Source organism: Pseudomonas sp. HOU2 (genome assembly GCF_040729435.1).
In the GTDB taxonomy this organism is placed as follows: Bacteria; Pseudomonadota; Gammaproteobacteria; order Pseudomonadales; family Pseudomonadaceae; genus Aquipseudomonas.
Genome location: NZ_CP160398.1, coordinates 178,511 through 201,749, shown reverse-complemented (window position 1 = coordinate 201,749; position 23,239 = coordinate 178,511). Strand labels below are relative to the sequence as shown.

General features: G+C 61.8%; 20 protein-coding genes and 1 tRNA gene. 9 read left to right on the top strand and 12 right to left on the bottom strand.

Going from position 1 to position 23,239, the window contains the following annotated elements:
• Positions 1–27: 27 nt before the first annotated feature.
• Both ABV589_RS00910 and ABV589_RS00905 read right to left on the bottom strand, forming a co-directional pair.
• On the bottom strand, positions 28–1,356 hold the full coding sequence (locus ABV589_RS00910) for an ATP-binding protein (protein WP_367084498.1): 1,329 nt from the start codon (positions 1,354–1,356) through the stop codon (positions 28–30).
• Positions 1,353–2,063: a response regulator gene (locus tag ABV589_RS00905; RefSeq protein ID WP_367084497.1), complete on the bottom strand. Its 711-nt coding sequence runs from the start codon at positions 2,061–2,063 to the stop codon at positions 1,353–1,355. The genes ABV589_RS00910 and ABV589_RS00905 overlap by 4 nt, the downstream gene beginning before the upstream one ends.
• A gap of 166 nt (positions 2,064–2,229) precedes the next feature.
• Here ABV589_RS00905 and ABV589_RS00900 point away from each other — a divergent pair, with 166 nt between their 5' ends.
• The 3 genes from ABV589_RS00900 (at position 2,230) to ABV589_RS00890 (ending at position 4,165) form a co-directional block, all read left to right on the top strand.
• Complete coding sequence (locus ABV589_RS00900; protein ID WP_367084496.1) at positions 2,230–2,553, top strand: hypothetical protein; 324 nt, start codon at positions 2,230–2,232, stop codon at positions 2,551–2,553.
• Between the two features lie 35 nt (positions 2,554–2,588).
• A complete protein-coding gene (locus tag ABV589_RS00895) occupies positions 2,589–3,260 on the top strand; it encodes a DUF3313 domain-containing protein (RefSeq protein WP_367084495.1) in 672 nt (223 codons plus the stop codon).
• 311 nt (positions 3,261–3,571) lie between these two features.
• A complete protein-coding gene (locus ABV589_RS00890; RefSeq protein ID WP_367084494.1) occupies positions 3,572–4,165 on the top strand; it encodes a hypothetical protein in 594 nt (197 codons plus the stop codon).
• Positions 4,166–4,171: 6 nt separating this feature from the next.
• On the opposite strand, the gene ABV589_RS00885 is transcribed toward ABV589_RS00890, so the two are convergent.
• Complete coding sequence (locus tag ABV589_RS00885) at positions 4,172–4,780, bottom strand: TetR/AcrR family transcriptional regulator (protein WP_202368229.1); 609 nt, start codon at positions 4,778–4,780, stop codon at positions 4,172–4,174.
• A gap of 159 nt (positions 4,781–4,939) precedes the next feature.
• Between ABV589_RS00885 and ABV589_RS00880 the strand changes: the two genes are divergently transcribed.
• On the top strand, positions 4,940–6,322 hold the full coding sequence (locus ABV589_RS00880; RefSeq protein ID WP_367084493.1) for an aspartate aminotransferase family protein: 1,383 nt from the start codon (positions 4,940–4,942) through the stop codon (positions 6,320–6,322).
• Between the two features lie 135 nt (positions 6,323–6,457).
• On the opposite strand, the gene ABV589_RS00875 is transcribed toward ABV589_RS00880, so the two are convergent.
• The 7 genes from ABV589_RS00875 to fdnG all read right to left on the bottom strand — a co-directional run bounded on the left by ABV589_RS00875 (position 6,458) and on the right by fdnG (position 15,529).
• Positions 6,458–6,553: transfer RNA gene (locus ABV589_RS00875), tRNA-Sec, on the bottom strand.
• Between the two features lie 7 nt (positions 6,554–6,560).
• Positions 6,561–8,477, bottom strand: coding sequence for a selenocysteine-specific translation elongation factor (gene selB, locus ABV589_RS00870; protein ID WP_367084492.1), 1,917 nt, complete (start codon positions 8,475–8,477; stop codon positions 6,561–6,563).
• A complete protein-coding gene (gene selA, locus ABV589_RS00865) occupies positions 8,474–9,886 on the bottom strand; it encodes an L-seryl-tRNA(Sec) selenium transferase (RefSeq protein WP_367084491.1) in 1,413 nt (470 codons plus the stop codon). Before selA ends, selB begins: the two co-directional genes overlap by 4 nt.
• Positions 9,887–9,935: 49 nt before the next feature.
• Positions 9,936–10,862, bottom strand: a complete 927-nt coding sequence (gene fdhE / locus ABV589_RS00860) for a formate dehydrogenase accessory protein FdhE (protein ID WP_367084490.1) — start codon at positions 10,860–10,862, stop codon at positions 9,936–9,938.
• A gap of 3 nt (positions 10,863–10,865) precedes the next feature.
• The gene (locus ABV589_RS00855; protein WP_367084489.1) at positions 10,866–11,531 is read right to left on the bottom strand and encodes a formate dehydrogenase subunit gamma; all 666 of its coding nucleotides are present in this window, start codon (positions 11,529–11,531) and stop codon (positions 10,866–10,868) included.
• A complete protein-coding gene (gene fdxH / locus ABV589_RS00850) occupies positions 11,528–12,463 on the bottom strand; it encodes a formate dehydrogenase subunit beta (protein WP_367084488.1) in 936 nt (311 codons plus the stop codon). Before fdxH ends, ABV589_RS00855 begins: the two co-directional genes overlap by 4 nt.
• Complete coding sequence (gene fdnG / locus ABV589_RS00845) at positions 12,464–15,529, bottom strand: formate dehydrogenase-N subunit alpha (protein ID WP_367084487.1); 3,066 nt, start codon at positions 15,527–15,529, stop codon at positions 12,464–12,466.
• A 320-nt stretch (positions 15,530–15,849) separates the two neighbouring features.
• Here fdnG and ABV589_RS00840 point away from each other — a divergent pair, with 320 nt between their 5' ends.
• The 5 genes from ABV589_RS00840 (at position 15,850) to ABV589_RS00820 (ending at position 20,632) form a co-directional block, all read left to right on the top strand.
• On the top strand, positions 15,850–17,004 hold the full coding sequence (locus ABV589_RS00840; RefSeq protein WP_367084486.1) for a PatB family C-S lyase: 1,155 nt from the start codon (positions 15,850–15,852) through the stop codon (positions 17,002–17,004).
• A gap of 207 nt (positions 17,005–17,211) precedes the next feature.
• Positions 17,212–18,069, top strand: a complete 858-nt coding sequence (locus ABV589_RS00835; protein ID WP_367084485.1) for a glucose 1-dehydrogenase — start codon at positions 17,212–17,214, stop codon at positions 18,067–18,069.
• Between the two features lie 87 nt (positions 18,070–18,156).
• Entirely contained in the window at positions 18,157–18,768 is a 612-nt protein-coding gene (locus tag ABV589_RS00830; protein ID WP_007967011.1) for a Yip1 family protein, read from the top strand.
• A 36-nt stretch (positions 18,769–18,804) separates the two neighbouring features.
• Positions 18,805–20,148: a cation:proton antiporter gene (locus ABV589_RS00825; RefSeq protein ID WP_367084484.1), complete on the top strand. Its 1,344-nt coding sequence runs from the start codon at positions 18,805–18,807 to the stop codon at positions 20,146–20,148.
• Positions 20,149–20,335: 187 nt separating this feature from the next.
• Positions 20,336–20,632: a hypothetical protein gene (locus ABV589_RS00820; RefSeq protein WP_007967009.1), complete on the top strand. Its 297-nt coding sequence runs from the start codon at positions 20,336–20,338 to the stop codon at positions 20,630–20,632.
• A gap of 53 nt (positions 20,633–20,685) precedes the next feature.
• On the opposite strand, the gene ABV589_RS00815 is transcribed toward ABV589_RS00820, so the two are convergent.
• Both ABV589_RS00815 and ABV589_RS00810 read right to left on the bottom strand, forming a co-directional pair.
• Entirely contained in the window at positions 20,686–21,222 is a 537-nt protein-coding gene (locus ABV589_RS00815; protein ID WP_007967008.1) for a hypothetical protein, read from the bottom strand.
• A 67-nt stretch (positions 21,223–21,289) separates the two neighbouring features.
• The gene (locus ABV589_RS00810) at positions 21,290–23,212 is read right to left on the bottom strand and encodes a PAS domain S-box protein (protein ID WP_367084483.1); all 1,923 of its coding nucleotides are present in this window, start codon (positions 23,210–23,212) and stop codon (positions 21,290–21,292) included.
• Positions 23,213–23,239: the final 27 nt, after the last annotated feature.

Here is a 23,239-nt window from a genome sequence, read left to right as displayed (position 1 = left end):
CCGGCCGCTGGCAAATGTTTCAAAGTATTACAGCGGCAATTCCACCCGGGCGAGCAAGCCACCGCTGCTGCGATTGCTCAACTTCAGTTCACCGCCCTGATCACGCACGATGGCCCGCGCCGCCGACAGCCCAAGCCCGACCCCACCGGTTTCCCGGTTGCGCGAGGTTTCCAGGCGAAAAAACGGGTCGAACACCCGCTGCAACGACGCTTCGGGAATCCCCGGCCCGTTGTCACTGACATCGATGCACACGCTGTAGCCGTCGCTACTCAGCGCGATGACTGGGTGTTGCGCGTACTTCTCGGCGTTTTCCAGCAGGTTGACGATCACCCGTTTGATCGCCAGCGGGCGGCCCTCGTAGACCAGATGCGCGGGACCGCTGAAGTCGATAGCGATGTTCTGGTCGCGATAGTCGTCGACGATCGTCTGCAGCAGTTCCGACAGGTCGAACGCGGTGGTGGGTTCCGGCTGGGTGTCCTCACGGAAAAACGCCAGCGCGGAGTTGATCATCAGGCGCATTTCTTCGATGTCGCGAATCAGTTTGTCCTGATGATCGAGATCCTCCATGAACTCGCTGCGCAGGCGCATGCGGGTCAGCGGTGCCCGCAAGTCGTGGGAAATCGACGCGAGCATGTGCGTGCGCTCGCTGATGTAGTGCTGAATCTGCGCCTGCATGGTGTTGAAGGCGATGATCGCCTGACGGATCTCGTCCGGGCCTTCGATCTTGATCGGCGGCGCGCGCAGGTCGCCGCCGAAACGCCGGGCGGCGCTGGCGAAACGTTGCAGTGGCTGGGCCAGTTGCCTTGTGGCCAGCCAGGCCACCAGCACGGTAGCGATCAGGCCCAGCGCGATGATGATTGCGATGCGTGTGCCGATGTCCAGGCCCCAGGAGCGCTCGGGCGAAGAGAACAGCAACCAGCTGGCATCCGGCAATTGAATCAGCGCCGCATAGCGGCCGAGCGGGCTGCCACTCGGCCAGTCACCGGGGTTGAACACCCGAATGTCTCGCTCATAGCCAAACAACTGATGCAAGCCCGACGTCTTGTCGGCGACAAGCTGCGTACCCGCCGTTGGCAATCCGAACTCGCCCCGTTGTGCATGCCACGTCACCTCCAGCGCCGGGCCGGTTGCCGCCTGCGCCAGTTTCGGGCGTAAAGGCGCGGGCGCAGCCTCGATCACCTTGACGGTCGCGGCGATCTGCTCCAGCAACCCGGTGCGTTCAATCGGTGGCCGCGCCCAGGTTCCGGCAACCTCCACGAACAGGAAATTCAGTGCCAGCGAAGCGAGCATGGCCGCGACGATGGTCAGGGCGATCCGCCGACTCAACGGATCACGGCGGAGGAATCGACGGATCATGAACGAGTGACCTTGGCGGTAAACATGTAACCACCGTTGCGCACGGTGCGAATCAGGTCCGGGCGTTTGCTGTCCGGCTCGATCTTGCGCCGCAGGCGGCTGACTTGCACGTCGATGCTGCGATCAAAGGCGTCGTGGCCCTGACCGCGAGACAGGTCGATCAATTGTTCGCGGGTAAGAATGCGCTGCGGGTGTTCGAGAAACACCACCAGCAGATCGAACTCGCCACCGGACAGCGGAATCATCACGTTTTCCGGGGAGCGCAGTTCGCGACAAGTGATATCCAGATGCCAACCGGCGAAGGCGATCACCGGCCGCGCCGGTTCACTCGCCGGGCTGACCTGCTCACCGGCGCGACGCTGCACGGCGCGCAGACGGGCCAACAGTTCACGCGGGGCGAACGGTTTGGTGACGTAGTCATCGGCGCCCAGTTCAAGGCCGACAATCCGGTCGCTCAATTCGCCCATGGCGGTCAGCATGATGATCGGAATGCCCATCTGCGCCCGCACTTTCTGGCACAGGCTCAGGCCACCTTCGCCGGGCAGCATCAGGTCGAGAATGATCGTGTCCGGGCGCTGCTGCGCAATCGCCGCCCACATCGCTGCGCCGTCAGCGGCGACATCGACCTCGTAGGCGTGCTGGACGAAGAACTTCTTCAGCAGGGCGAGAATTTCCACGTCATCGTCGACGATCAGCAGTCTGCTCACGGGCACAGGATCCTCAGGCCAAAAAAAGAACGCATCTAAAACTATTCTGGCGGGCGGGTCATATATTTCAATCGAGCAACATTCCGTCGTCCCGGACATCAAGCAGACATTCTGCGGCAAAACCCCTCAGGCACCCTGCACGCCATCGACAACCGGGGGGCTTTCAATGAGCGCATTGCACAACCGTTATACCGCCGAGGGCCACGACGCCCGCTATCCGTTGATTCTCAGCCAGCGCACCAGCGCGCCCGAGCAGGATACGCCGCTGTTGTTTCAGGAGTTTTGCCTGGGCCTGTCAGATGACCAAAGCCGTATCGTCTTGCGCCGCTATTTCGAGCAGTACGGCCCCAGCGATTCGCAATGGGTCGAGTACGTGCATTCGATTCCGACCGCCGACCTCATCCAATGGATCATGAGCCACGGCCGTCTGCACATCGAATGCTCGGACAACACCCCGCCGCTCTCCTCCCCCATCACTTCCCGCGCTTGAACCACGCGGGGCAACAGCGCAAAACAAGGATTCGCATGATCAGAAGCCATTGCTTGATGTCGGTGCTGTGTACGGCGTCCCTGAGCCTGTCGGCCTGCAGCAGCAAAACCGTCGAACCGCAGAAGTACACCGGATTCCTGCACGATTACAGCGTGCTCAGCGAGCACCAGTCGCCATCGGGGCAGACGGTGTTGAGTTGGGTCAGCCCGGCATTGGCCCGGGGGCGTTACACCCAGGTCTATCTGGCGCCCAGCCAGTTCTACCCCAGCGCCGCGCCGAGCGAGCGGATCCCGCTGAGCACGCTGTCCGGCGTCACCGAGTACTACGACGCCGCGCTCAGGCTGGAACTGGGCAAGGTCATGCGCCTGGTGCCGCTACCCGGCCCGAACACCCTGACCGTCAGACCGGCGATCACCCGCGTCGCCGCCAGCACCCAGGGCCTGCGCTTTTATGAATGGCTACCGGTGACGCTGGTCGCTGCAGGTGTGAGCACCGCCACCGGCATCCGCGATCAGGACAGCGAAATCACCACCGAAGTCTCATTCGAGGACGGCTCCACCGGCGAAGTGGTCGCCGAAGTCGTGCGCAAGGGCATCGGGCTGCCGCTGGAAAACGACAAACAGGTGCTGACCGCCGATGACGTCAAAGCGGTGCTGGACAGTTGGGCCAGCGATCTTGGGCAGTCCTACCTGGCGACCCGTCGTTAGCCATATCTACTGATGAACAAGTCTGTTGTGGCGAGGGAGCTTGCTCCCGCTGGACTGCACAGCAGTCCCTCAACAGCAGGGCCGCTTCGCGCCCCAGCGGGAGCAAGCTCCCTCGCCACAGTCATTCGTTGAGTTGGGAGTATTTTTCAGTCAGTTGCAATCGCTGAATCCACTCATGCTCTGGGTGCAATCGAGCCAGATGTCGCGCCAGCGCTCATGCGCCCTGCTCCTTGTTCGTCGCCAGTCGGCCTCGGCATTTTATTCAGCTAGCCTTGCTTCGTGTCACTGAAGGAATTCAGCAAGGAGCTGCCATGTTCAAGTTCATCAAAACCACCGTGATCGGCGGGCTGCTGTTCATTCTGCCCTTGGTGCTGATTTTCGTCCTGCTGGAAAAAGCCATCCACCTGTTGCGTGGCCCCGTGGAGAAGCTGCTGCCGATGTTTGCCGGGCACGACGTTGCCGGCGTGACCCTGATCACGCTGGCGACGTTGTTCGGTTTGATTGTGCTGTGTTTTCTCGCCGGTCTGCTGGCCCGCACTTCCACCGCGGCCCGAGCGATCGAAAACGGTGTAGACAAGGTCCTGAGCAATCTGCCGGGTTACCAGTTGTTCAAGGACACCACCACACGCTTTGCCGGGATGGAAAACCCTGACGGCTCGAAGGTCGGCCTGATTGCCGAGGAACAAGGCTGGCGTCTGTGTCTGGTGGTGGAAAGTGTCGGTGACTGGATGACCGTGTACATGCCGGATGGCGGAACGGCCGGTGGCACGGCGGGCGAAGTGCGCTTGCTGCACGCCCGCGAAGTGATCATTACCGAGCTGTCGTGGCTGGCCATGGCCGCCGGGCTCCGCCGAGGCGGACGCGGGATGCTGGAGTTGATGCAGCCGTGGTTGCCGAAAACCTGAAAACCACTACTCGCTGCTCAAAATGCCATGACAGATCAAACCCAGCACACCGCGCATGTGTTCGGCATGTGCCGCCCGGTCCGGCTCAGGCTCGGTCGCCAGACGGATAAACGCCATGTTCGCGTACTGATTGAACAGCGTCGCCGCCACGTCCAGATCTACCGTCGCCCGCACCTTGCCCTGCGCCTGAAAATGCCCGAGCAGGGCCTTGGTTTCTTCGATCACCGCCGCATTCCACGGGCTCAACGCCAGCGCCAACTCACCCGTCAGTAGAAACGGTGCCAATTCACGCCACAGCGAGGCCGGCATGGCTTGCAGTTGGTAGTCAGTCATCAAGCCTTCGAACTCGCACAACGCCTCCAGCGGATCGCTGTCGTCATCCAGATTGGCCCGCGCCTCGCGCATGGCCTGCTCGTCCGGTTGCTTGAGCAAGGCCAGCAAGATCTCCTGCTTGCCGCCAAAGTAATTGACCACCGTCGGCGCAGACACCCCGGCCTGGACCGCGATCTGGTCCAGCGTGGTGGCCGCAAAACCGTTGGTCTTGAACAGCTCCAGCGCTGCCTGCGCGATGACTTCCCTGCGCTGTTCCTTTTGCCGCTCTCTGAGCCCGCTCATGGTGCCTTTGTCCTGACTTGCTGATTGTCGTCAGCCTACGGATTTCTTTTTTCACCGACAAATATTTTCTTTACAAAAATATTTTTAAGTGACAAATATTAACCGTGCACCGCTGGAATGAACGCGCACCCACTTGCCCCGTTTCTCTGGAGAACCGCCATGTCCGCCGAACTCGATCCGACCCGCAGCACCCGCGATTACCAGGCTGCCGACGCCGCCCACCACATTCACGCGTTCGTCGATCAGAAAGCCCTCAACGAAGAAGGCCCGCGGGTAATGGTCAGCGGTGACCGCCTGGCGTTGTGGGACAACGACGGCAATCGCTACCTGGACGGCATGTCCGGCCTGTGGTGCACCAACCTCGGTTATGGGCGCAAGGACCTGGCCGCTGCCGCCACCGCGCAGCTGGAACAACTGCCCTACTACAACATGTTCTTCCACACCACTCACCCGCAAGTGATCGAGCTGTCGGAGCTGTTGTTCAGCCTGCTACCGAAGCACTACAGCCACGCGATCTACACCAACTCCGGCTCCGAAGCTAACGAGGTGTTGATCCGCACCGTGCGCAAGTTCTGGCAGGTGATGGGCAAACCCGAGAAGAAAATCATGATCGGCCGCTGGAACGGCTACCACGGCTCGACCCTGGCCGCGACGGCGTTGGGCGGCATGAAATTCATGCACGAAATGGGCGGCACCATCCCTGACGTCGCGCACATCGACGAACCGTACTGGTTCGCCCACGAAGGCAACCTCAGCCCCGAAGAATTCGGCCTGCGGGCGGCGCGGCAGCTGGAAGACAAGATCCTCGAACTGGGCGCCGACAAGGTCGCCGCGTTCGTCGCCGAACCGTTCCAGGGCGCTGGCGGCATGATCATTCCGCCCGCCACCTACTGGTCGGAAATCCAGCGCATCTGCCGCAAGTATGATGTGCTGCTGTGTGCCGACGAAGTGATTGGCGGTTTCGGTCGCACCGGCGAATGGTTCGCGCATCAGGCCTTCGGTTTCGAGCCGGACACCCTGTCCATCGCCAAGGGCCTGACCTCCGGCTACATCCCTATGGGTGGGCTGATTCTGTCGCGGCGCATGGCCGAAGCGCTGGTGGAAAAAGGCGGCGTGTTCGCTCACGGCCTGACCTACTCCGGGCACCCGGTGGCGGCTGCGGTGGCGATTGCCAACCTCAAGGCGTTGCGCGATGAAGGCGTGGTCACTCAAGTGAAAACCGACACCGGCCCGTACCTGCAGAACTGCCTGCGCGAAGTGTTCGGCAACCATCCGCTGGTGGGTGAGATTCAGGGCGTGGGGCTGGTGGCGGCGTTGCAGTTCGCCGAAGACAAAGCCACCCGCAAGCGTTTCGCCAACGAGAACGACATCGCCTGGCGCTGCCGCACTATTGGTTTTGAAGAAGGCCTGATCATTCGTTCGACGCTGGGCCGGATGATCATGGCCCCCGCGCTGATCGCCACGCGGGCGGAGCTGGATGAATTGGTCGACAAAACACGTATCGCCGTGGATCGCACAGCCCGCGAACACGGCCGCCTCTAACCCATAACTCACTGTGGGAGCGAGCTTGCTCGCGAAAGCGGTCGATCAGTTGACATAGATGTTGAATGACGTACCGCATTCGCGAGCAAGCTCGCTCCCACAGGGGATTCAGTGCGTCGAGGATGCTGTAGTAATTGGCGGAAGGCAGCCGGAGTCGAACCTGCCCGGGAACGGATGCCGTCCCCAACCGGGTTTGAAGCCCGGCCGCGCCACCGGGCGCGATTGCCTTCCTTTGAACTCAGGGTGCGTCGGCACTGGCCAGCGCGTTGTCATGGCGGATCACCCGGGATTCGCCGATGCGTCGGGTCAGGCCGAGGCGGTCGAAGTATTCCAGGTACTGAATACAGCGTTTGCGTCCCAAGCCTAGCGCATCACGGAAAGTTGTCACCTGGATCGACGGATTTTCCTGCTCCAGTTGCAACAGGATTTCGGCCATGCGCTGCAATTGCACGTCGCTCAGAAACAGGTCGCGCACCACCTGATGCATCAACCCCAGGCGCGCCAGTTTGCGCAGCAACAGACGCACCGGCGCGTCATCCTCGCCAAGCACTTTGGCGACGTCACGCACCCACGGCGGATCAAACCCGGCCTGTTCGAACAGCGGCTGTATACGCTGCCACAGGGTTTCGTCTTCAGCATTCAAGCGCACCTGATGATCCGGCAGATGCAACCACGGCCCACTGGCGTTGATCGATCCGGCGGCGCGCAATTCTTCCAGCAGGCTGACAAAGGTCGAACGCTCCAGCGCCAGACCACTGAAGCGGCGCAGGCGATCGCGATCCGGCCCCATCTGGTCCGGTTCCAGTTCATGCAACTTGGCCAACTGCTCCAACAGGGTGAACTTCAGCTGCCCCCAGCGCTGCACGTTGAACAGCACCGGGCCTTGGCGGGTGTCGATCAGGCGCACGTTGGCCGGCAGCGCCCAGTCTTCACGCGGGCGATTGAACTGGCGCTCCAGCCGTTGCGGATCGAGGCCGCCAGCGCTGTGGTCGAGCAACAGCGGCAGCGCCTGTTCAAGACTGTCGCTGCCGGCCAGCGCTTGCAGTTGCGCCAGCCGTTCCGGGCTGCGGCGTTGTCGGGCCGGGGCGAACGGGTCAAGCACCTGACCGCCGCCAAGGGTACGTTGCGCGCTCTGGTCACGCAGGATCAGTCGATCGCCCTTTACCGCATGCACCGGCGCATTGATCAGCAGTTGCGCAAACATCCGTTCGCCGGGACGCAAACGCGGACCCTCGAGCAACGCCACGCGGGCGATGACGTCTTGCGTACCGAGGTGCACGTGCACCGGGTGAAAATGTTCGAACGTGCGCTCACCGGGCAACAACTGAAACTCGATATCGACCCGTTGCGTCGGTGCGTGCAGCCACTCCGCCAACAGCCATTGACCGCGATGGATCTGTTCCAGCGCCAGTCGATCGCCACTGATATTCAGCGCCACCCGCTGTCCGGCGAAGGCCTGCTCGGCGGGCTGGTTTTGCGCGTGCAGTCCTCGCACCCGCACCGATTTGCCGGACGCTGCGAGGGTCAGTTTGTCCCCGATACACACCGTGCCCGACAACGCCGTGCCGGTGACCACAATCCCGGCGCCCGCCACGCTGAAGGCGCGGTCGATGGCCAGGCGAAAACCACCGTCGCGACTGCGCTCATGCACTTCGCTTTGAATCTGCAGCAAGCTCTGGCGCAGTTCATCGACGCCCTGCCCAGTCACACTCGACAGCGCCAATATCGGCGCTTCGGCAAACGGCCCGGGTTCGAGCAAATCCAGAACCTGGCGCTGCACCTCCTCCACCCTGCCCGCTTCAACCCGATCGCATTTGGTGATCGCCACCAGCGCCCGGGGAATGCCCAGCAACTGGACAATCGCCAGATGCTCGCGGGTCTGCGGCATCACTCCGTCGTCCGCCGCTACCACCAGCAACACCAGATCGATGCCCTGCGCCCCGGCGAGCATGTTGTGGGTGAATTTCTCGTGGCCCGGCACATCGATGAACCCGGTCAGCCCGGCGCCGGGTTCCAGCTCCGCGTAGAGATAACCGAGGTCGATGGTCATTCCGCGCTCGCGCTCCTGCGGGCGGCGGTCGCCGGTTTGCCCGGTCAGGGCTTGCAGCAGCGAGGTCTTGCCGTGGTCGATGTGCCCGGCGGTGCCAACGATCACGACTCGACCTGCAACTGCGGCAACTGCGCCAGCCACGCCGGCTCGTCGTCGAGTTGGCGCAGGTCCAGCCACAGCGCGTCGTCGTCAATGCGACCGAGCACCGGGATCGGCAGACTGCGCAAAGCAGCTTCCAGATTCAGCAGAAAACGCCCGCGCAAGCGTTTCGATACCTGCGGGCGCAGGCACAGCGCTGCACTCGGCAAACGCGCCACCGGTTGGCTGCCGCTGCCGATCACGCCCAACGCCTGCACGGCGCTGACCTGCCAGGGTTCGCCCAAGACTTCAGCCATCGCCGGTTGCAAACGGCAAGCCTGGGCGAGGATCTCGGCTTGCGGGCGAGTCAACAGCCGCAGGCTCGGCAGACGTTCAGCGAGGCGATCCGGATCGCGATACAGGCCAAGCACCGCTTCCAGCGCCGCCAGGGTTAACTTGTCGACCCGCAAGGCACGCTTCAACGGATTCTTCTTGATCTTCGCGATCAAGTCTTTGCGCCCGACAATCAACCCGGCCTGCGGCCCGCCGAGCAATTTGTCGCCGCTGAAGGTGACGATGTCAGCGCCATCAAGCAGCGCTTGGCGCACTGTTGGTTCCGCCGGCAGCCCCCAGCGGGTCAAGTCCAGCAGACTGCCACTGCCCAAATCCTCCAGCAGCGGCAAGCCGTGCCGATGGGCCAGCTCGGCCAGTTCGGCGGTGGGCACCCGGGCGGTAAAGCCTTCGATGCTGTAGTTGCTCGCATGCACGCGCATGATCAAACCACTGCGCGGGCTGATCGCCGCTTCGTAGTCGCGGGCGTGAGTGCGGTTGGTGGTGCCGACTTCATGCAGGCGCACGCCGGCGCGGGCCATGATGTCGGGGATGCGGAACGCGCCACCGATTTCGATCAGTTCGCCACGGGAGATGATGCCTTCCTTGCGCGCGCCGAGGCTGTTCAGTGTCAGCAACACCGCTGCGGCATTGTTGTTGACCACGGTAACGGCTTCGGCGCCGGTCAGTTCGCGGATCAGGCCTTCGATCAGGTCATCGCGATCACCGCGTTTGCCGGTCGCCAGATCGAACTCAAGATTGAGCGGATAGCGCGCGGCCATCTGCACCGCGTCGATGGCTTCGTCCGGTAACAACGCCCGGCCAAGATTGGTGTGCAGCACCGTGCCGGTGAGGTTGAACACTCGGCGCACGTTGCTGCGCTGCTGCTGGGCCAGGCGCTCGCCAACCCGCCCGGCGAGCACGTCAGGGCTGATTTCGACGGCTGACAATTGGCCGTTCAACACGCTGGATCGCAACTCATCGAGCAACTGGCGCAAGCTGGCCAGCAACGACTCGCGACCATAACGCTCGGCCAACGGCACACAGGCCGGGTGACGCAACAACCCATCAATGGAAGGCAACCGCAGGGCAACGCTCGAAGACATCAGCCACTCCCGAAAAAACAAGACTGTCCGGCGAGTGTAGACGCTCTGGTCATTCGTCTCCCGGCGCCAGCAACAGATTCGGTGCCAGACGCTGATAGCCGTCCTGCGCCAGACGCATGTCGAGCAGCAGGCTGGTGAGGTCAGCCGACAGCGCTTCGCCTTCGGCATCGTTTTCCAGGTACACCAGTTTCAAGTAGCTGTTGCAACTCGGGCACACCTCCGCCCGAATCGGCGCCTGATTGGCCGCATGCCGATCATCCTCAAGGCTCAGGTAATCCAGGCCCTTGCTCGATTCGCAATACACGCACTTGACCCGCACCACATGCCATTCGCAGGCACACAACGAACACACCAGATAACGCAGGCCGTTGTGTTTGCCGCGATGACGAATGACCCCGGCCATCGCCGGTGAGCCGCAGCCCGGGCACTGGCTGAGGCTGTCGCCGGGTTTCAGTTGCAGGTTGGGTGCGTTGAGCAGCCAGTGACTCCACGCCGCTTGCAACCCGGCACCGAGAAACGGCACCAACTGCGCCGGCACCATCGAATACTGGCCGCTGACCAGCGCCACCGCCCATGATCGCAACTGCCCGGCACTGGCGCCACGCAATGTGGCGAGCGCGTCGACCACGGCGGGTTGCTCGGGCGGCGCATAGCGTTGCAGCAACGCATCGAGATAAGCCTGCCAGGCGTCTTCGCGCACCAGTGTGTCGGCGGCGAACGGCGGCAAACCATGCAGCTGACAGGCTTCGATCCTTTGCTGATCAAACGGTGCCGTCAGCGGTGGATCGTCGAAAACCTGCTGCTGAGCCCGGCACAATCCGCCGATCAGCCGCAGGTAATCGGCCAGCGGATGCCCGTGAGCCAATTGCTCCAGACGCTGGGCGCGCAAGGTGAACAGGTTGTGCGGCGGCAGGTGCAGAAACGGCGGCGAACTGGCCGCCGCTTCGATTTCCCCGGGTTCAAGAATGGTTGCCAAAAGTCAGCCCTTTTTGGTGATCGGTCGCTCCGGCACGTCCGGATTGCGTTCATCGCGGGTGATGTCGCGATACCAGAGTTCATGGTGTTTCCTCGCCCAGGCGCGGCTGACCCAGCCATGCAGCATCGCGTCCACCGAACCCTTGATCCACAGCCCGGCGTAGATGTGAATGATGATGCTGAGGATCAGCACAAACCCGGCCAGCGCATGCAGGAGCATGGCCCAGCGGATCACGGTGATGCCGAAGTACGCACTGAAATACGCGCGCCAGATCACAAGTCCAGTGAACAGCAAGCCAAGCATGCACAGCAGTAAAGTCCAGAACAGCATCTTCTGCCCGGCGTTGTACTTGCCCACCGGCGGCACGCTTTCTTCATCGTTGACCAGCACCCGATCGATGCGGCGCATCCACTTCCAGTCGTTGTCGATGAAGAAGTTCGAACGCCAGAAACGGAACACCAGACCGAGGAACAACACGAACATCAGCACGCCCATGAACGGGTGCAGAATCCGCGTCCACGGCCCGCCGCCGAACAGGTGGGTCAGCCAGAACATCGAAGGATGAAACAACGCCAGCCCGGACAGCCCGGCCATGAAAAACAGAATCGCTACCAGCCAGTGATTGGTGCGCTGGTTGGCGGTGTAGCGCAGGATCGTCTTGTTGCTCATGGCCGGTCCTCCCCGCGTGGATCGAAGGTGTGCACCGCCGGATCGACGACATGTACCGAAGTATCCGGTGGCGCCGGATGGTCATCTTCCTCGACGCGATTCGGCCCGATACGCACGTAATGGAAGAACCCGGCCAGCACCGCCGCGCCCATTGCCAGCAGACCCAGCGGTTTGCTGATGCCTTTCCACAGGCCCACTAGCGGGCTGATGGCTGGTGCATCGGGCAACCCGGCGTAGATCTTCGGCGTGTCGGCGTGGTGCAACACATACATCACATGAGTGCCGCCGACGCCTTCCGGGTCATACAGCCCGGCGTTGTCGAAGCCACGGCTTTTCAGGTCGACGATGCGTTCGGCGGCGTGTTCCTTCATGTCTTCCTTGGTGCCGAAGACGATGGCCCCGGTCGGGCAGGTTTTCACACAGGCCGGCTCCAGCCCTACCGCGACGCGGTCGGAACACAAGGTGCATTTGTAGGCCTTGTGATCCTTCTGCGAAATCCGCGGAATGTTGAACGGGCAACCGGTGATGCAATAGCCGCAGCCGATGCAATGATCCTGATCGAAATCGACGATGCCGTTGGCGTGCTTGATGATCGCCCCGGGACTCGGGCAAGCCGCGAGGCACCCCGGCTCGGCGCAATGCATGCAGCCGTCCTTGCGGATCAGCCACTCCAGGTTGCCGGCGTCGGTTTCGTGTTCGGTGAAACGCATCAGGGTCCAGGTTTCTGCGCTCAGGTCTTGCGGGTTGTCGTAGGTGCCGTGGTTGTGGCCGACCTCGTCGCGCAGCTCGTTCCATTCCGAGCAGGCGACCTGGCAGGCCTTGCAGCCAATGCATTTGGTGGTGTCGATCAGTTTGGCGACTGCCTGCTGATTCCGCACCGAGGGCGGCACCGTGGTGGTGGCCGAGCGGGCAATGATGTCTTGGCTGGCCATTTACAGTTTCTCCACGTTGACCAGGAATGACTTGGATTCCGGGGTCTGTGTGTTGCCATCGCCGAGGAACGGCACCAGGGTGTTGGTCAGGTAGCCGTGGCGCGTCTGGCCGGTGAACCCCCAGTGCAGCGGGATGCCGATCTGATGCACCACCTGGCCGTTGACCTGCAGCGGCCGGATGCGTTTGGTCACCACCGCGACCGCCTCGATGAACCCGCGTTTGCAGCTGACCCGCACCCGATCTCCAGCCGCGATGCCCTTCTCCTTCGCCAGCACTTCGCCGATTTCGACGAACTGCTCGGGCTGGGCAATCGCATTCAACTTGCAATGCTTGCTCCAGAAGTGGAAGTGCTCGGTCAACCGGTAGCTGGTGCCGGCGTATGGGAAGTCCTTGGCTTCGCCGAGGCTTTCCCAGACCGAATCGAAGATCCGCGCCGCCGGGTTGCTGGTGGCTTTCTTGTTTTGCGGGTGCAGCGGGTTGATGCCGATCGGCGTTTCGAACGGCTCGTAGTGCTCGGGAAAAGGCCCTTCGTTCATCTTGTCGACGGCGAAGAACCGCGCCACGCCTTCGGGGTTCATGATGAACGGGTTCATCCCGGCTTCCGGCGGCACATCGGCCTTGTAGTCCGGCACGTCGGTGCCGCCCCAGGCCTTGCCGTTCCACCATACGAGACGTTTTTTCGGATCCCACGGTTTGCCCGCAACGTCTGCCGAAGCGCGGTTGTAGAGGATCCGCCGGTTGGCCGGCCACGCCCAGGCCCAGCCCTGATGCTGATGCATGCCATACGGATCGGCATTGTCGCGCCGGGCCATCTGGTTGCCGGCCTCGGTCCAGCTGCCGGCGAAGATCCAGCAACCGGACGCGGTGCTGCCGTCATCCTTGAGCAACCCGAACCCGGCCAGTTGCGAGCCGGCCTTGACCGCCACGCCGCTGGCATCGGTGAAGTCAGCCATGGCGCTGCCGTTGATCTCTTTGGCCAGCTCCTCCGGCGATGGCTCGTCGGGAATCTTGTACGGCCACGACAGGTTCAGCAGCGGATCGGGGAACTTGCCGCCCTCGGCCTGATAGCGCTTGCGCAGGCGCAGGAACAGTTCGCTCATGATGCGTATGTCGGTCTGCGCTTCGCCGGGGCCGTCGGCGCCCTTCCAGTGCCATTGCAGCCAGCGGCTGCTATTGACCAGCGAGCCGTCCTCCTCGGCAAAGCAAGTGGTCGGCAGGCGAATCACTTCGGTCTGGATCTCGGCGCTTTTCACGTCGTTGTACGGCCCGACGTTCTGCCAGAACTCCGAGGTTTCGGTGGCCAGCGGATCCATCACCACCAGCCATTTGAGCTTGGCCAGCGCGCCCATCACCCGGTTCTTGTCCGGCAGCGCAGCGATCGGATTGAAACCCTGGCACATGTAGCCGTTGACCTTGCCCTGGCTCATCAGATCGAACATTTTCAGGACGTCGTAGTTGGGGATGTCCAGTTTCGGCAGGTAATCGTAATTCCAGTTGTTCTCCAGCGTCGCGTTGGCGCCGTACCACGACTTCATCAGGCTGACGTGGAATTTGCTGTAGTTCTGCCAATAGGACAGTTGCCCCGGACGCAACGGCACCTGTGTGCGCTTTTTGATGAAGGCGTTGTAGTCCTGCTCGCCATCGCTGCCCAGGGTCAGATAGCCCGGCAACGAGTTGGACAGCAACCCGAGGTCGGTCAGGCCCTGAATGTTCGAGTGGCCGCGCAAGGCATTCACGCCGCCACCCGGCATGCCGACGTTGCCCAGCAGCAGTTGCACCATCGCCGCGCTGCGGATGATCTGCGCGCCGATCGAGTGTTGCGTCCAGCCGAGGGCATACAGGATGGTCATGGTCTTGCCCGGCGTGGAGCACGTGGCAATCTCATCCCAGATTTTCTGCATGGCATCGACCGGCATCCCGCAGATCTGGCTCGCCAGCTCAATGTTGTAGCGGCTGTAATGCTGCTTCATCAATTGATAGACGCATTGCGGATCCTGCAGGGTCGGGTCGACCTTGACGAAGCCATCCTCGCCCAACTCGTAACCCCAGCCGGATTTGTCGGTGTAACTGCGTTTGGCCGCGTCATAGCCGCTGAAAATGCCATCCTCAAAGCCATAGCCGGCTTTGACGATGAACGAGACGTCGGTGTAGTTGCGCACGTATTCGTGCTGGATCTTGTCCTGAGTCAGCAGGTAATTGATCAGCCCGCCCATGAAGGCGATGTCGGTACCGGTGCGGATCGGCGCGTAATAGTCGGCCACCGAAGCGGTCCGGGTAAAACGCGGGTCGACCACGATCAGCCGGGCAGCGTTGTGCGCCTTGGCCTCGGTCACCCATTTGAAGCCGCACGGATGCGCTTCTGCTGCGTTGCCGCCCATCACCAGGATCAGATTCGCGTTGGCGATATCGGTCCAGGTGTTGGTCATGGCACCACGGCCGTACGTCGGGGCAAGACTTGCCACCGTCGGGCCGTGTCAGACACGCGCCTGGTTATCGAACCCCAGCATGCCGAGACTGCGAATCACCTTCTGGGTGATGTAACCGGCTTCGTTGGACGCGGCCGACGCGGCGAGAAACCCGGTGGTCAGCCAGCGATTCACCGTTTGCCCGGTGGCGTTCTTCTCGATGAAGTTGGCGTCGCGGTCGGCCTTCATCAGGTCGGCGATGCGATCCAGTGCTTCGTCCCAACCGATGCGTGTCCACTCGCTGCTGCCGGGTTTGCGCACCTGCGGATATTGCAGGCGGCCCGGGCTGTGAATGAAGTCCAGCAGGCCCGCGCCTTTTGGGCACAGGGTGCCGCGGTTGACCGGGTGGTCGGCGTCGCCCTCGATATGAATGATGTTTTGCGCGACGTTCTTCGCGGCATCGCCCTGGCTGTACATGATCAACCCGCAACCGACCGAGCAATACGGGCAGGTGTTGCGGGTTTCATGAGTGTGGGCAAGCTTGAAGTGACGCACCTGCTCGGCGAAGGCCAGCGTCGGGGCCATGCCCAACGCGCCCAGGCTAGAGCCTGCAAGGCCGATACCGGCGACCTTGAAGAATTGACGACGGCTGAGATCCATCGTGCACTCCTGATCAGGTGGAACCCGGTACTTGAGCCGGGCTTTTTCTGGACAAACACGGTTACGGCAGAATGGCTGCCGACTTTTTCACTGTAGACAATGACCACACACTCTGTGTGAAAACCGACCGTCGGCCGTTTGTCGGTCTATTCGCCAACGAACACAAAACCCTGTGGGAGCTGGCTTGCCAGCGAAAGCGGTGGATCAGCCAACACCAATAGCGACAGTGACGACGCCATCGCTGGCAAGCCAGCTCCCACATGGGTCGCGTTGGGCTTAGAATGGCGCCCAGGACCCATCCCGCCTTCACGAGACCGCGCATGACTTTCGATTTTGATCAGCTATTCGACCGCCACAACACCGGCAGCACCAAGTGGAGCCGTTACTCGGCAGACGTGTTGCCGATGTGGGTCGCTGACATGGATTTCGCCGCGCCGCCGGTCGTCATCGAGGCATTGCAGCAGCGCCTGCTGCATCCGTTGGTGGGGTACAGCGTGGCGCAGGACAACCTGCGTGAAGCCATCGTCACTGATCTGTGGAACAAGTTCGCCTGGAAGGTCAAACCGCAGGAGCTGATCTTCCTGCCGGGTGTCGAATCTGGTTTCAACATGGCTTTGAAAGCGCTGGTACAGCCGCAGCAGAACGTCGTGGTGCAGGTGCCGAACTACCCGCCGCTGCGTCACGCGCCGGGGCATTGGGGGCTGAACAAGGTCGAGCTGGAATTCGTCGCCCAGGCCGATGGCACCTACGCCACCCCGCTGGAGACCCTGCGCGAGTCGCTGAACGGTGGCGGTGCGCTGCTCCTGAGTAATCCGCACAACCCGATCGGCAAAGTGTTCGATCGTGAAGAACTGCAAGCCGTGGCGGATATCTGCGCGGCACAGGACGCCTGGATCATCTCCGACGAGATCCACGCCGAGCTGTGCTTCGACGGCCGCGTGCACATTCCGACCGCCTCGCTGAGCCCGGAAATCGCCAGGCGCACGATCACCCTGATGTCGGCGAGCAAGGCCTACAACATCGCCGGCCTCAAGACCTCGTTCATGATCATCCAGGACGCCGCCCTGCGCGAACGCGTCAACCACGCCCGTTGCGGCATGGTCGACAGCGTCAACCCGCTGGGCATGGAAGCCACCCGCGTCGCCTACAGCGAAGGTGCGCCGTGGCTGGCCGAGCTGAAAACCTATCTGCAGGCCAACCGCGACTGGCTGGTGGATGCGGTGCGCAGCCGCTTGCCGGGCGTCACGATCAATGTGCCGCAGGGAACCTATCTGGCGTGGCTCGATTGCTCGGCGCTGGAGCTGGACAATCCGCAGCAGTTCTTCCTCGAACAGGCCAAAGTCGGCTTGAGCCCCGGTCTGGACTTCGGTGACCAGCACCAACAGTTCGTGCGCCTGAACTTCGGCTGCCCGCGCTCGCTGCTCGAAGAAGGCATCAGCCGCATGGAGCGCGCCCTGACCAACCGCAAATCCTGAAAACACCACCTCCCCCTGTAGGAGCTGCCGAAGGCTGCGATCTTTTGACGTTGGTTTTTTAAAACAAGATCAAAAGATCGCAGCCTGCGGCAGCTCCTACAGGGGGTTTGTGTTTGCAGTGGGTGTGCAGCGCAAATCCGATCGAACTCACGGCAAACCGTCCGGGTCAACCACCCATACCTGCCCTGAGAACCTCGGAGATTGATGATGACCGACTACCCAAAACCACCCTTCCCCGCACAAGCCCAAGCCGTTCCCGGTGCGCAAAGTAAAATGCAGCTGTACCCCGACTGTGGCGAGCAAAGCTATGTCGGTTCCGGGCGGCTGGCCGGCAAGATTGCGCTGATCACCGGCGCCGACAGTGGCATTGGCCGCGCGGTGGCGATTGCCTTCGCCCGTGAAGGCGCAGACGTGGTCGTGGCCTATCTGAATGAACATGACGACGCCAAAGAGACCGCACGCTGGGTTGAACAGGCAGGCCGCCAGTGCCTGTTGCTGTCCGGCGATCTGGCGCACAAGGCCCATTGCCAGGAATTGGTGGACAAGACCGTCGCACGCTTCGGGCGCATCGACATTCTGGTCAACAACGCGGCGTTCCAGATGACCCACGAGACCTTCGAAGAAATCCCCGACGAAGAATGGGTAATGACCTTCGACGTCAACATCACGGCGATTTTCCGGCTGTGTCAGGCGGCGATCAAACACATGCGCCCCGGCGCCTCGATCATCAACACCAGCTCGGTCAACTCGGACATGCCCAAACCGACCCTGCTGGCCTATGCCACCACCAAAGGCGCGATCGCCAACTTCACCGGCGGTCTGGCGCAGATCCTCGGGCCAAAAGATATCCGCGTGAACTGCGTGGCCCCCGGGCCGATCTGGACACCGCTGATCGTCTCGACCATGCCCGATGAAGAAGTGCAGAACTTCGGCAGCGAAACCCCGCTCGGTCGCCCCGGACAACCAGTGGAAGTGGCGCCGATTTACGTGCTGCTGGCCTCTGATGAAGCCAGTTACATCACCGGTCAGCGCTATGGCGTGACCGGCGGCAAGCCGATGCTCTGAGCAGCGCGATAAAAACTGAACCTGGCGGCATGACGTCCCTCCATACCTTTAAGAGTCCCAACCGGTCCGCAGGATCAGGAGGTCGTCATGTCCGCCCCTCTCATTAAACTCTTCACCCAGCCCAACTTCGCCTGGACCGACATCCGCCGCGAAGAAGAGGCCCATCCCCGTCACTACCTGGCGCATCTGCTGCTATTGGCGCTGATTCCCGCCGTGTGCCTGTTCTTCGGTACTACGTATGTCGGCTGGAGTCTGGCAGCCGGCGAGACCGTGCGCTTGAGCACGGCCAGTGCGCTGCAACTGAGCATCATGCTGTATGTGGCGATTGTCGCCGGGGTCGCGGTCATCGGCGGGTTCATCCGCTGGATGTCGCGTACGTTCGACGCGCGCCCCACGCTTAACCAGTGCATCGGCTTTGCCGCCTATACCGTGACGCCGTTTTTCGTCGCCGGCATCGCCGGGCTATATCCAAGTCGCTGGCTGGCGATTCTGGTACTGGGTGCCGCTTCGGTGTATTCGACGTTCCTGTTGTTCGTTGGTCTGCCGACGTTCATGCATGAACGCAAGGAACAGGGCCTGCTGTACTCGGCCTGCGTCTGGGGCGTCGGCCTGTTGGTGATGGTGACCATTCTGGTGTCGATGATTCTGCTGTGGTTCAACGTGCTCGCGCCTGAGTACCTGCGTACTACCGTTGCTTAACCCGGTGCCAACGCTGTCGTCGATGGGCGACCGAACATGAGCTTCGTCATCTGGGTCGCGGTGCTTGGCGCCGTCTTGCTGACCCTGGCGCTGACTTCGTCGTACCTGCGCTGGATGCCGGTCACCACTTCGGCCGTGTGCCTGTTGCTGGGGATCGGCATCGGTCCGAGCGGTCTGGATCTGCTGAAGCTGCCCCTGGAAAACGCCTCGGTGTGGATGGAACACCTCACGGAAGTGGCGGTGCTGTTTTCGCTGTTTGTCTGCGGGCTGAAGCTGCGTCTGCCACTGCGCGACAAGCGCTGGCGGATTGCGTTCGGGCTGGCTGGCCCGGTGATGGTCTTGACCATCGCCGGGGTCAGCGTATTGCTGCACTGGGGCCTGCAACTGTCGTGGGGGCCGTCGCTGCTGATCGGGGCGATGCTGGCGCCCACCGACCCGGTACTGGCCGCGCTGGTGCAGGTCAATGATGCGCGGGATGTCGACAGCGTGCGCTTCGGTCTTTCCGGTGAAGCCGGGCTCAATGACGGCATCGCGTTCCCGTTCGTGATTCTCGGCTTGCTGCTGTTGCAGGCCGACGCGCAACCCGGCGCCTTGACCGATTGGGTGCTGCACGGTTTGCTCTGGGCGGTGCCGGTCGGTCTGCTCACCGGTTACTGGATGGGACGCGGCATTGGCCGGCTGACCCTGTCGCTGCGCATCCGCAACGACGACAGCACCCTGAGCCCGAATGATTATCTGGCGCTGTCGCTGATTGCCCTGGCTTACGTCGGCGCGGATGCGATTGGCGGTTATGGTTTTCTGTCAGTATTCGCCGCCGGCCTCGGCTTGCGCCAGGAAGAAGTCAAATCCACCGGCGCCAGCCAGCCACCCGCCGAACATCTGGTGCAACCGGTGGTGGGCCATCAGAACATCGAACCGCAGCACGCGGTGCACGGTGATACCGAACGACTGGAAAGCAGCCAGGTTGCGGCCGGGATCATGATGGGCGACATGCTCTCGTTCGGCAGTCTGGTGGAACGCGCCATGGAAGTGTTTCTGGTGACCCTGCTCGGCGTGGTGCTGGTGCCGCATTGGGACTGGCGCGCATTGGTCATTGGCGCGGTGCTGTTCTGCGTGGTGCGTCCACTCTGCGTGGCGTTGATGCCTTGGGGCACCTTGCTTGACCGCGGTCAGCGCCTGTTGATCGGCTGGTTCGGCATTCGCGGGATCGGCAGCCTGTTCTATTTGTTTTATGCCTTGAACCATGGTCTGAGTCCTTCAGTCGCGACGTTGTGCACCAACATCACCCTGTCGGTGGTGGCATTGAGCATTTTGCTGCATGGCATCAGCACGCAACCGCTGCTGGCGCGCTATGAACAACGGCCAAAACGAAAAAACTGATTTTTCCGGCGGCAATATCTTGGGCGAACCATCGAAGTTTTTTCTGAAAATAAATGGATCCCTCGACCAAAGCGGACAGTCACAAGCATAACCCCTCGCTGTAAGCACTCGGCGGGGTCCGGCAGGTTCGGTTCCCCTGCGGCTTGCAGCCCATGAATAGGAATCTTTGGATAACAAGGTCACGGTCATGAAAGAATGCTCGACTCCTGCACAAATCAAGGCTTGCAGGGCTTTGGCCCTGGAACGCAATCGTCAACTGTTCGAAGATGCCCACGCCCTCAACCGAGCGGCTTACGAGCTGCTGGAAGCGGACAATCTGGACCTCGAACAGTTTGAGCACTATCGAGCACTGCGCCGCAAAGCCGATGCGAAGTTCGAGGAAGCCATCGATCATCTGTGCGTCCTCAACGAAGACTTTCCGCCGATTCCAATGTCACCGCATCACTCGCAGGAACTGCGTCGACAGCTTGAAACCGTCGAATAACGCGCACAAGAAAAAGCCCGGCTGCAAAGTCCGGGCTTTTTCTTGTGCGGCGTTCAGCCCCCGGGGTTGGTCACCTGAATGAACACCGCATAAGCCCCGAGCAAGATCCAGAACGTGGCGAAAATCCAGGGCGTGCGCACCGAAAACAACAACGACTTGCGATAGCCCTTGTGGCTCGACTCCATCTCGCTGAACAGCGGCGACTCGTCGTAAGCCATGCCCATGATCGGCTCGCTGCGCAACAACTCGCTCTGCTTGTAGTGCCAGTGGTCGATGATGTCGTACGCCGCCCGTATTCCCGGCCAGGCGTTGAGCGAACTGAGCAGCCCCAACAGCGCGAGAAACGGCGGCACCACCAGCGTGAACAACTTGCCCCACTCGGGGTTGAGGTTGGCCATGCACGAAGCAAAGGCAATCACCAAGAACGACTGCGCCGCCAGATAGGCGTCAGTGCGGTTGGCGAGGATGCTGGTTTCGTACTGGATTTCCTTGCGATAGAAATCCAGTCGTTCCTTGGGTGAGCCGAACATCTTGGCGTCGTGTTCAGTCAGGTGTTCTTCAGCGCTGGGCTCAGTCAATATGCGAGGCAAGGGACGCGCGCTCCGTGGCGGGGGAAACCTTTTAGAAGGCCCTCGCCACGGACAAGTTCAGGCGGATTCACTTCATCGACTGCGCGATGATTTCCACCAGGTTGAGCTGGGTGAACGGCTTGGGCAGACGCGGCAGTTGCGCGGCAAAGCCTTCCAGGCGTTCAGCGTAACCGGTGGCCAGAATGATCGGCAGATCCGGCTTGAGCAGGCGCACCGCATGCGCCAGTTGCGCGCCGCTCATCTGCGGCATGGCCATGTCGGTGATCATCAGATCGATGACTTCGCCCTGCTCGAACAACGCCAGCGCCCTGGCACCGGACGTGGCGCTGATCACACGATGGCCTAGGTCTTCGAGCAGCAGCGTGGTGCTGGTCATTACCAGCGAATCGTCGTCGACCACCAGCACGCTGAGGCGTGGCACCAACACCGGTTTGACTGCCGGGTAAAGGTTTTTTGCCGTCTCCCCGGCCAGCGCCACCGGTATCCACATTTCAGCGCGGGTGCCATGGCCTTTTTCGCTCTTGAGAATGAAACGGCCACCCAGTTGCTCGATAAAGCCATGCACCATCGACAGGCCCAGCCCGGTACCCTTGCCCACGCCCTTGGTGGTGAAAAACGGATCCCTGGCCGAACCCAGCGTGGCTTCATCCATGCCCTCGCCCGTGTCGATCACGCTCAGGCACACATAGCGTCCCGCCGCCATTGACGAATGGCTTTGCTCAAGCACGACTTCCGGCTGCGCAGTAATGCACAGGCTGCCGCCGTCGACCATGGCGTCGCGGGCGTTGGTCGCCAGATTGAGCAGCGCCAGTTCCAGTTGGTTGCTGTCGGCCAGCACCGGTTGCAGATCCTCGGGAAAGCGTGTCTCGATGCGAATCCCCGGGCCGATCGAGCTGCGCAACAGCCCGGTGATGCCTTGCACCAGTTGCGCGATATCGACCGGCTCGGTCTTCAGTTCCTGACGGCGGGCGAAAGCCAGCATGCGTTGGGTCAGCGATACGCCACGCAATGCACCCTGCGTGGCGTTTTCCAGCAGACGACTGTTTTTCGGATCGTCACCGATGCGCTTTTGCAGAATCTCCAGATTGCCCAGAATCACCGTCAGCAGATTGTTGAAGTCATGGGCGATGCCGCCGCTGAGCTGACCGATGGCCTGCATCTTCTGCGCCTGGAACAGTGCTTCACGGGTCTTTTCCAGCGCCACTTGCGCCTCATGGGCTTCGGTGACATCGCGGGTGATCTTGGCAAACCCGAGCAGCGTACCGGTTTCGCCGCGAATGGCATCGACCACCACGTGGGCCAGAAACCGCGTGCCATCCTTGCGCATGCGCCAGCTCTTGTTCTCGAAACGGCCCTCGCGGGTGGCAATTTCCAGTGCCCGCTGTGGTTCGCCGGCCACGCGGTCTTCGGGGGTATAGAAAATCGAAAAATGCTCGCCGATGATTTCTTCCGGCTGGTACCCCTTGATCCGCTGGGCGCCCTGATTCCAGTTGCTTACGCGACCTTCGGGGCTGAGCATGTAGATCGCATAATCGGTGACCCCCTGCACCAGCAGGCGGAACTGCTGTTCGCTTTGCTTGAGGGTTTCCTCCGCCATCTTGCGGTCGGTCAGGTCGCGGGTGATCTTGGCGTAGCCGAGCAGTTTGCCGTCGGGATCGATGATCGGATCGATGACCACGTGGCACCAGAAACGGGCGCCATCCTTGCGCACCCGCCAGCCCTCGCCTTCGAAGCGTCCTTCGCGCAGCGCTGTGTCGAGCGCACGTTGCGGCAGGCCCGCCGCACGATCATCGGCGGTATAGAAGCGCGAGAAATGCTCGCCGAGAATCTCCGCCTCTTCGTAGCCCTTGAAGCGTTTGGCGCCGGAGTTCCAGCTGGTGATGATGCCGTCCGGATCGATCATGTAAATCGCATAATCGACCACCGCATCGATCAGCAGACGGAAACGCATCTCCTCGATCGCGGCAGTTTTGCTCGGTTTGTCACTCATCAGGTTCACCGCTGGTTTTCATTAGCG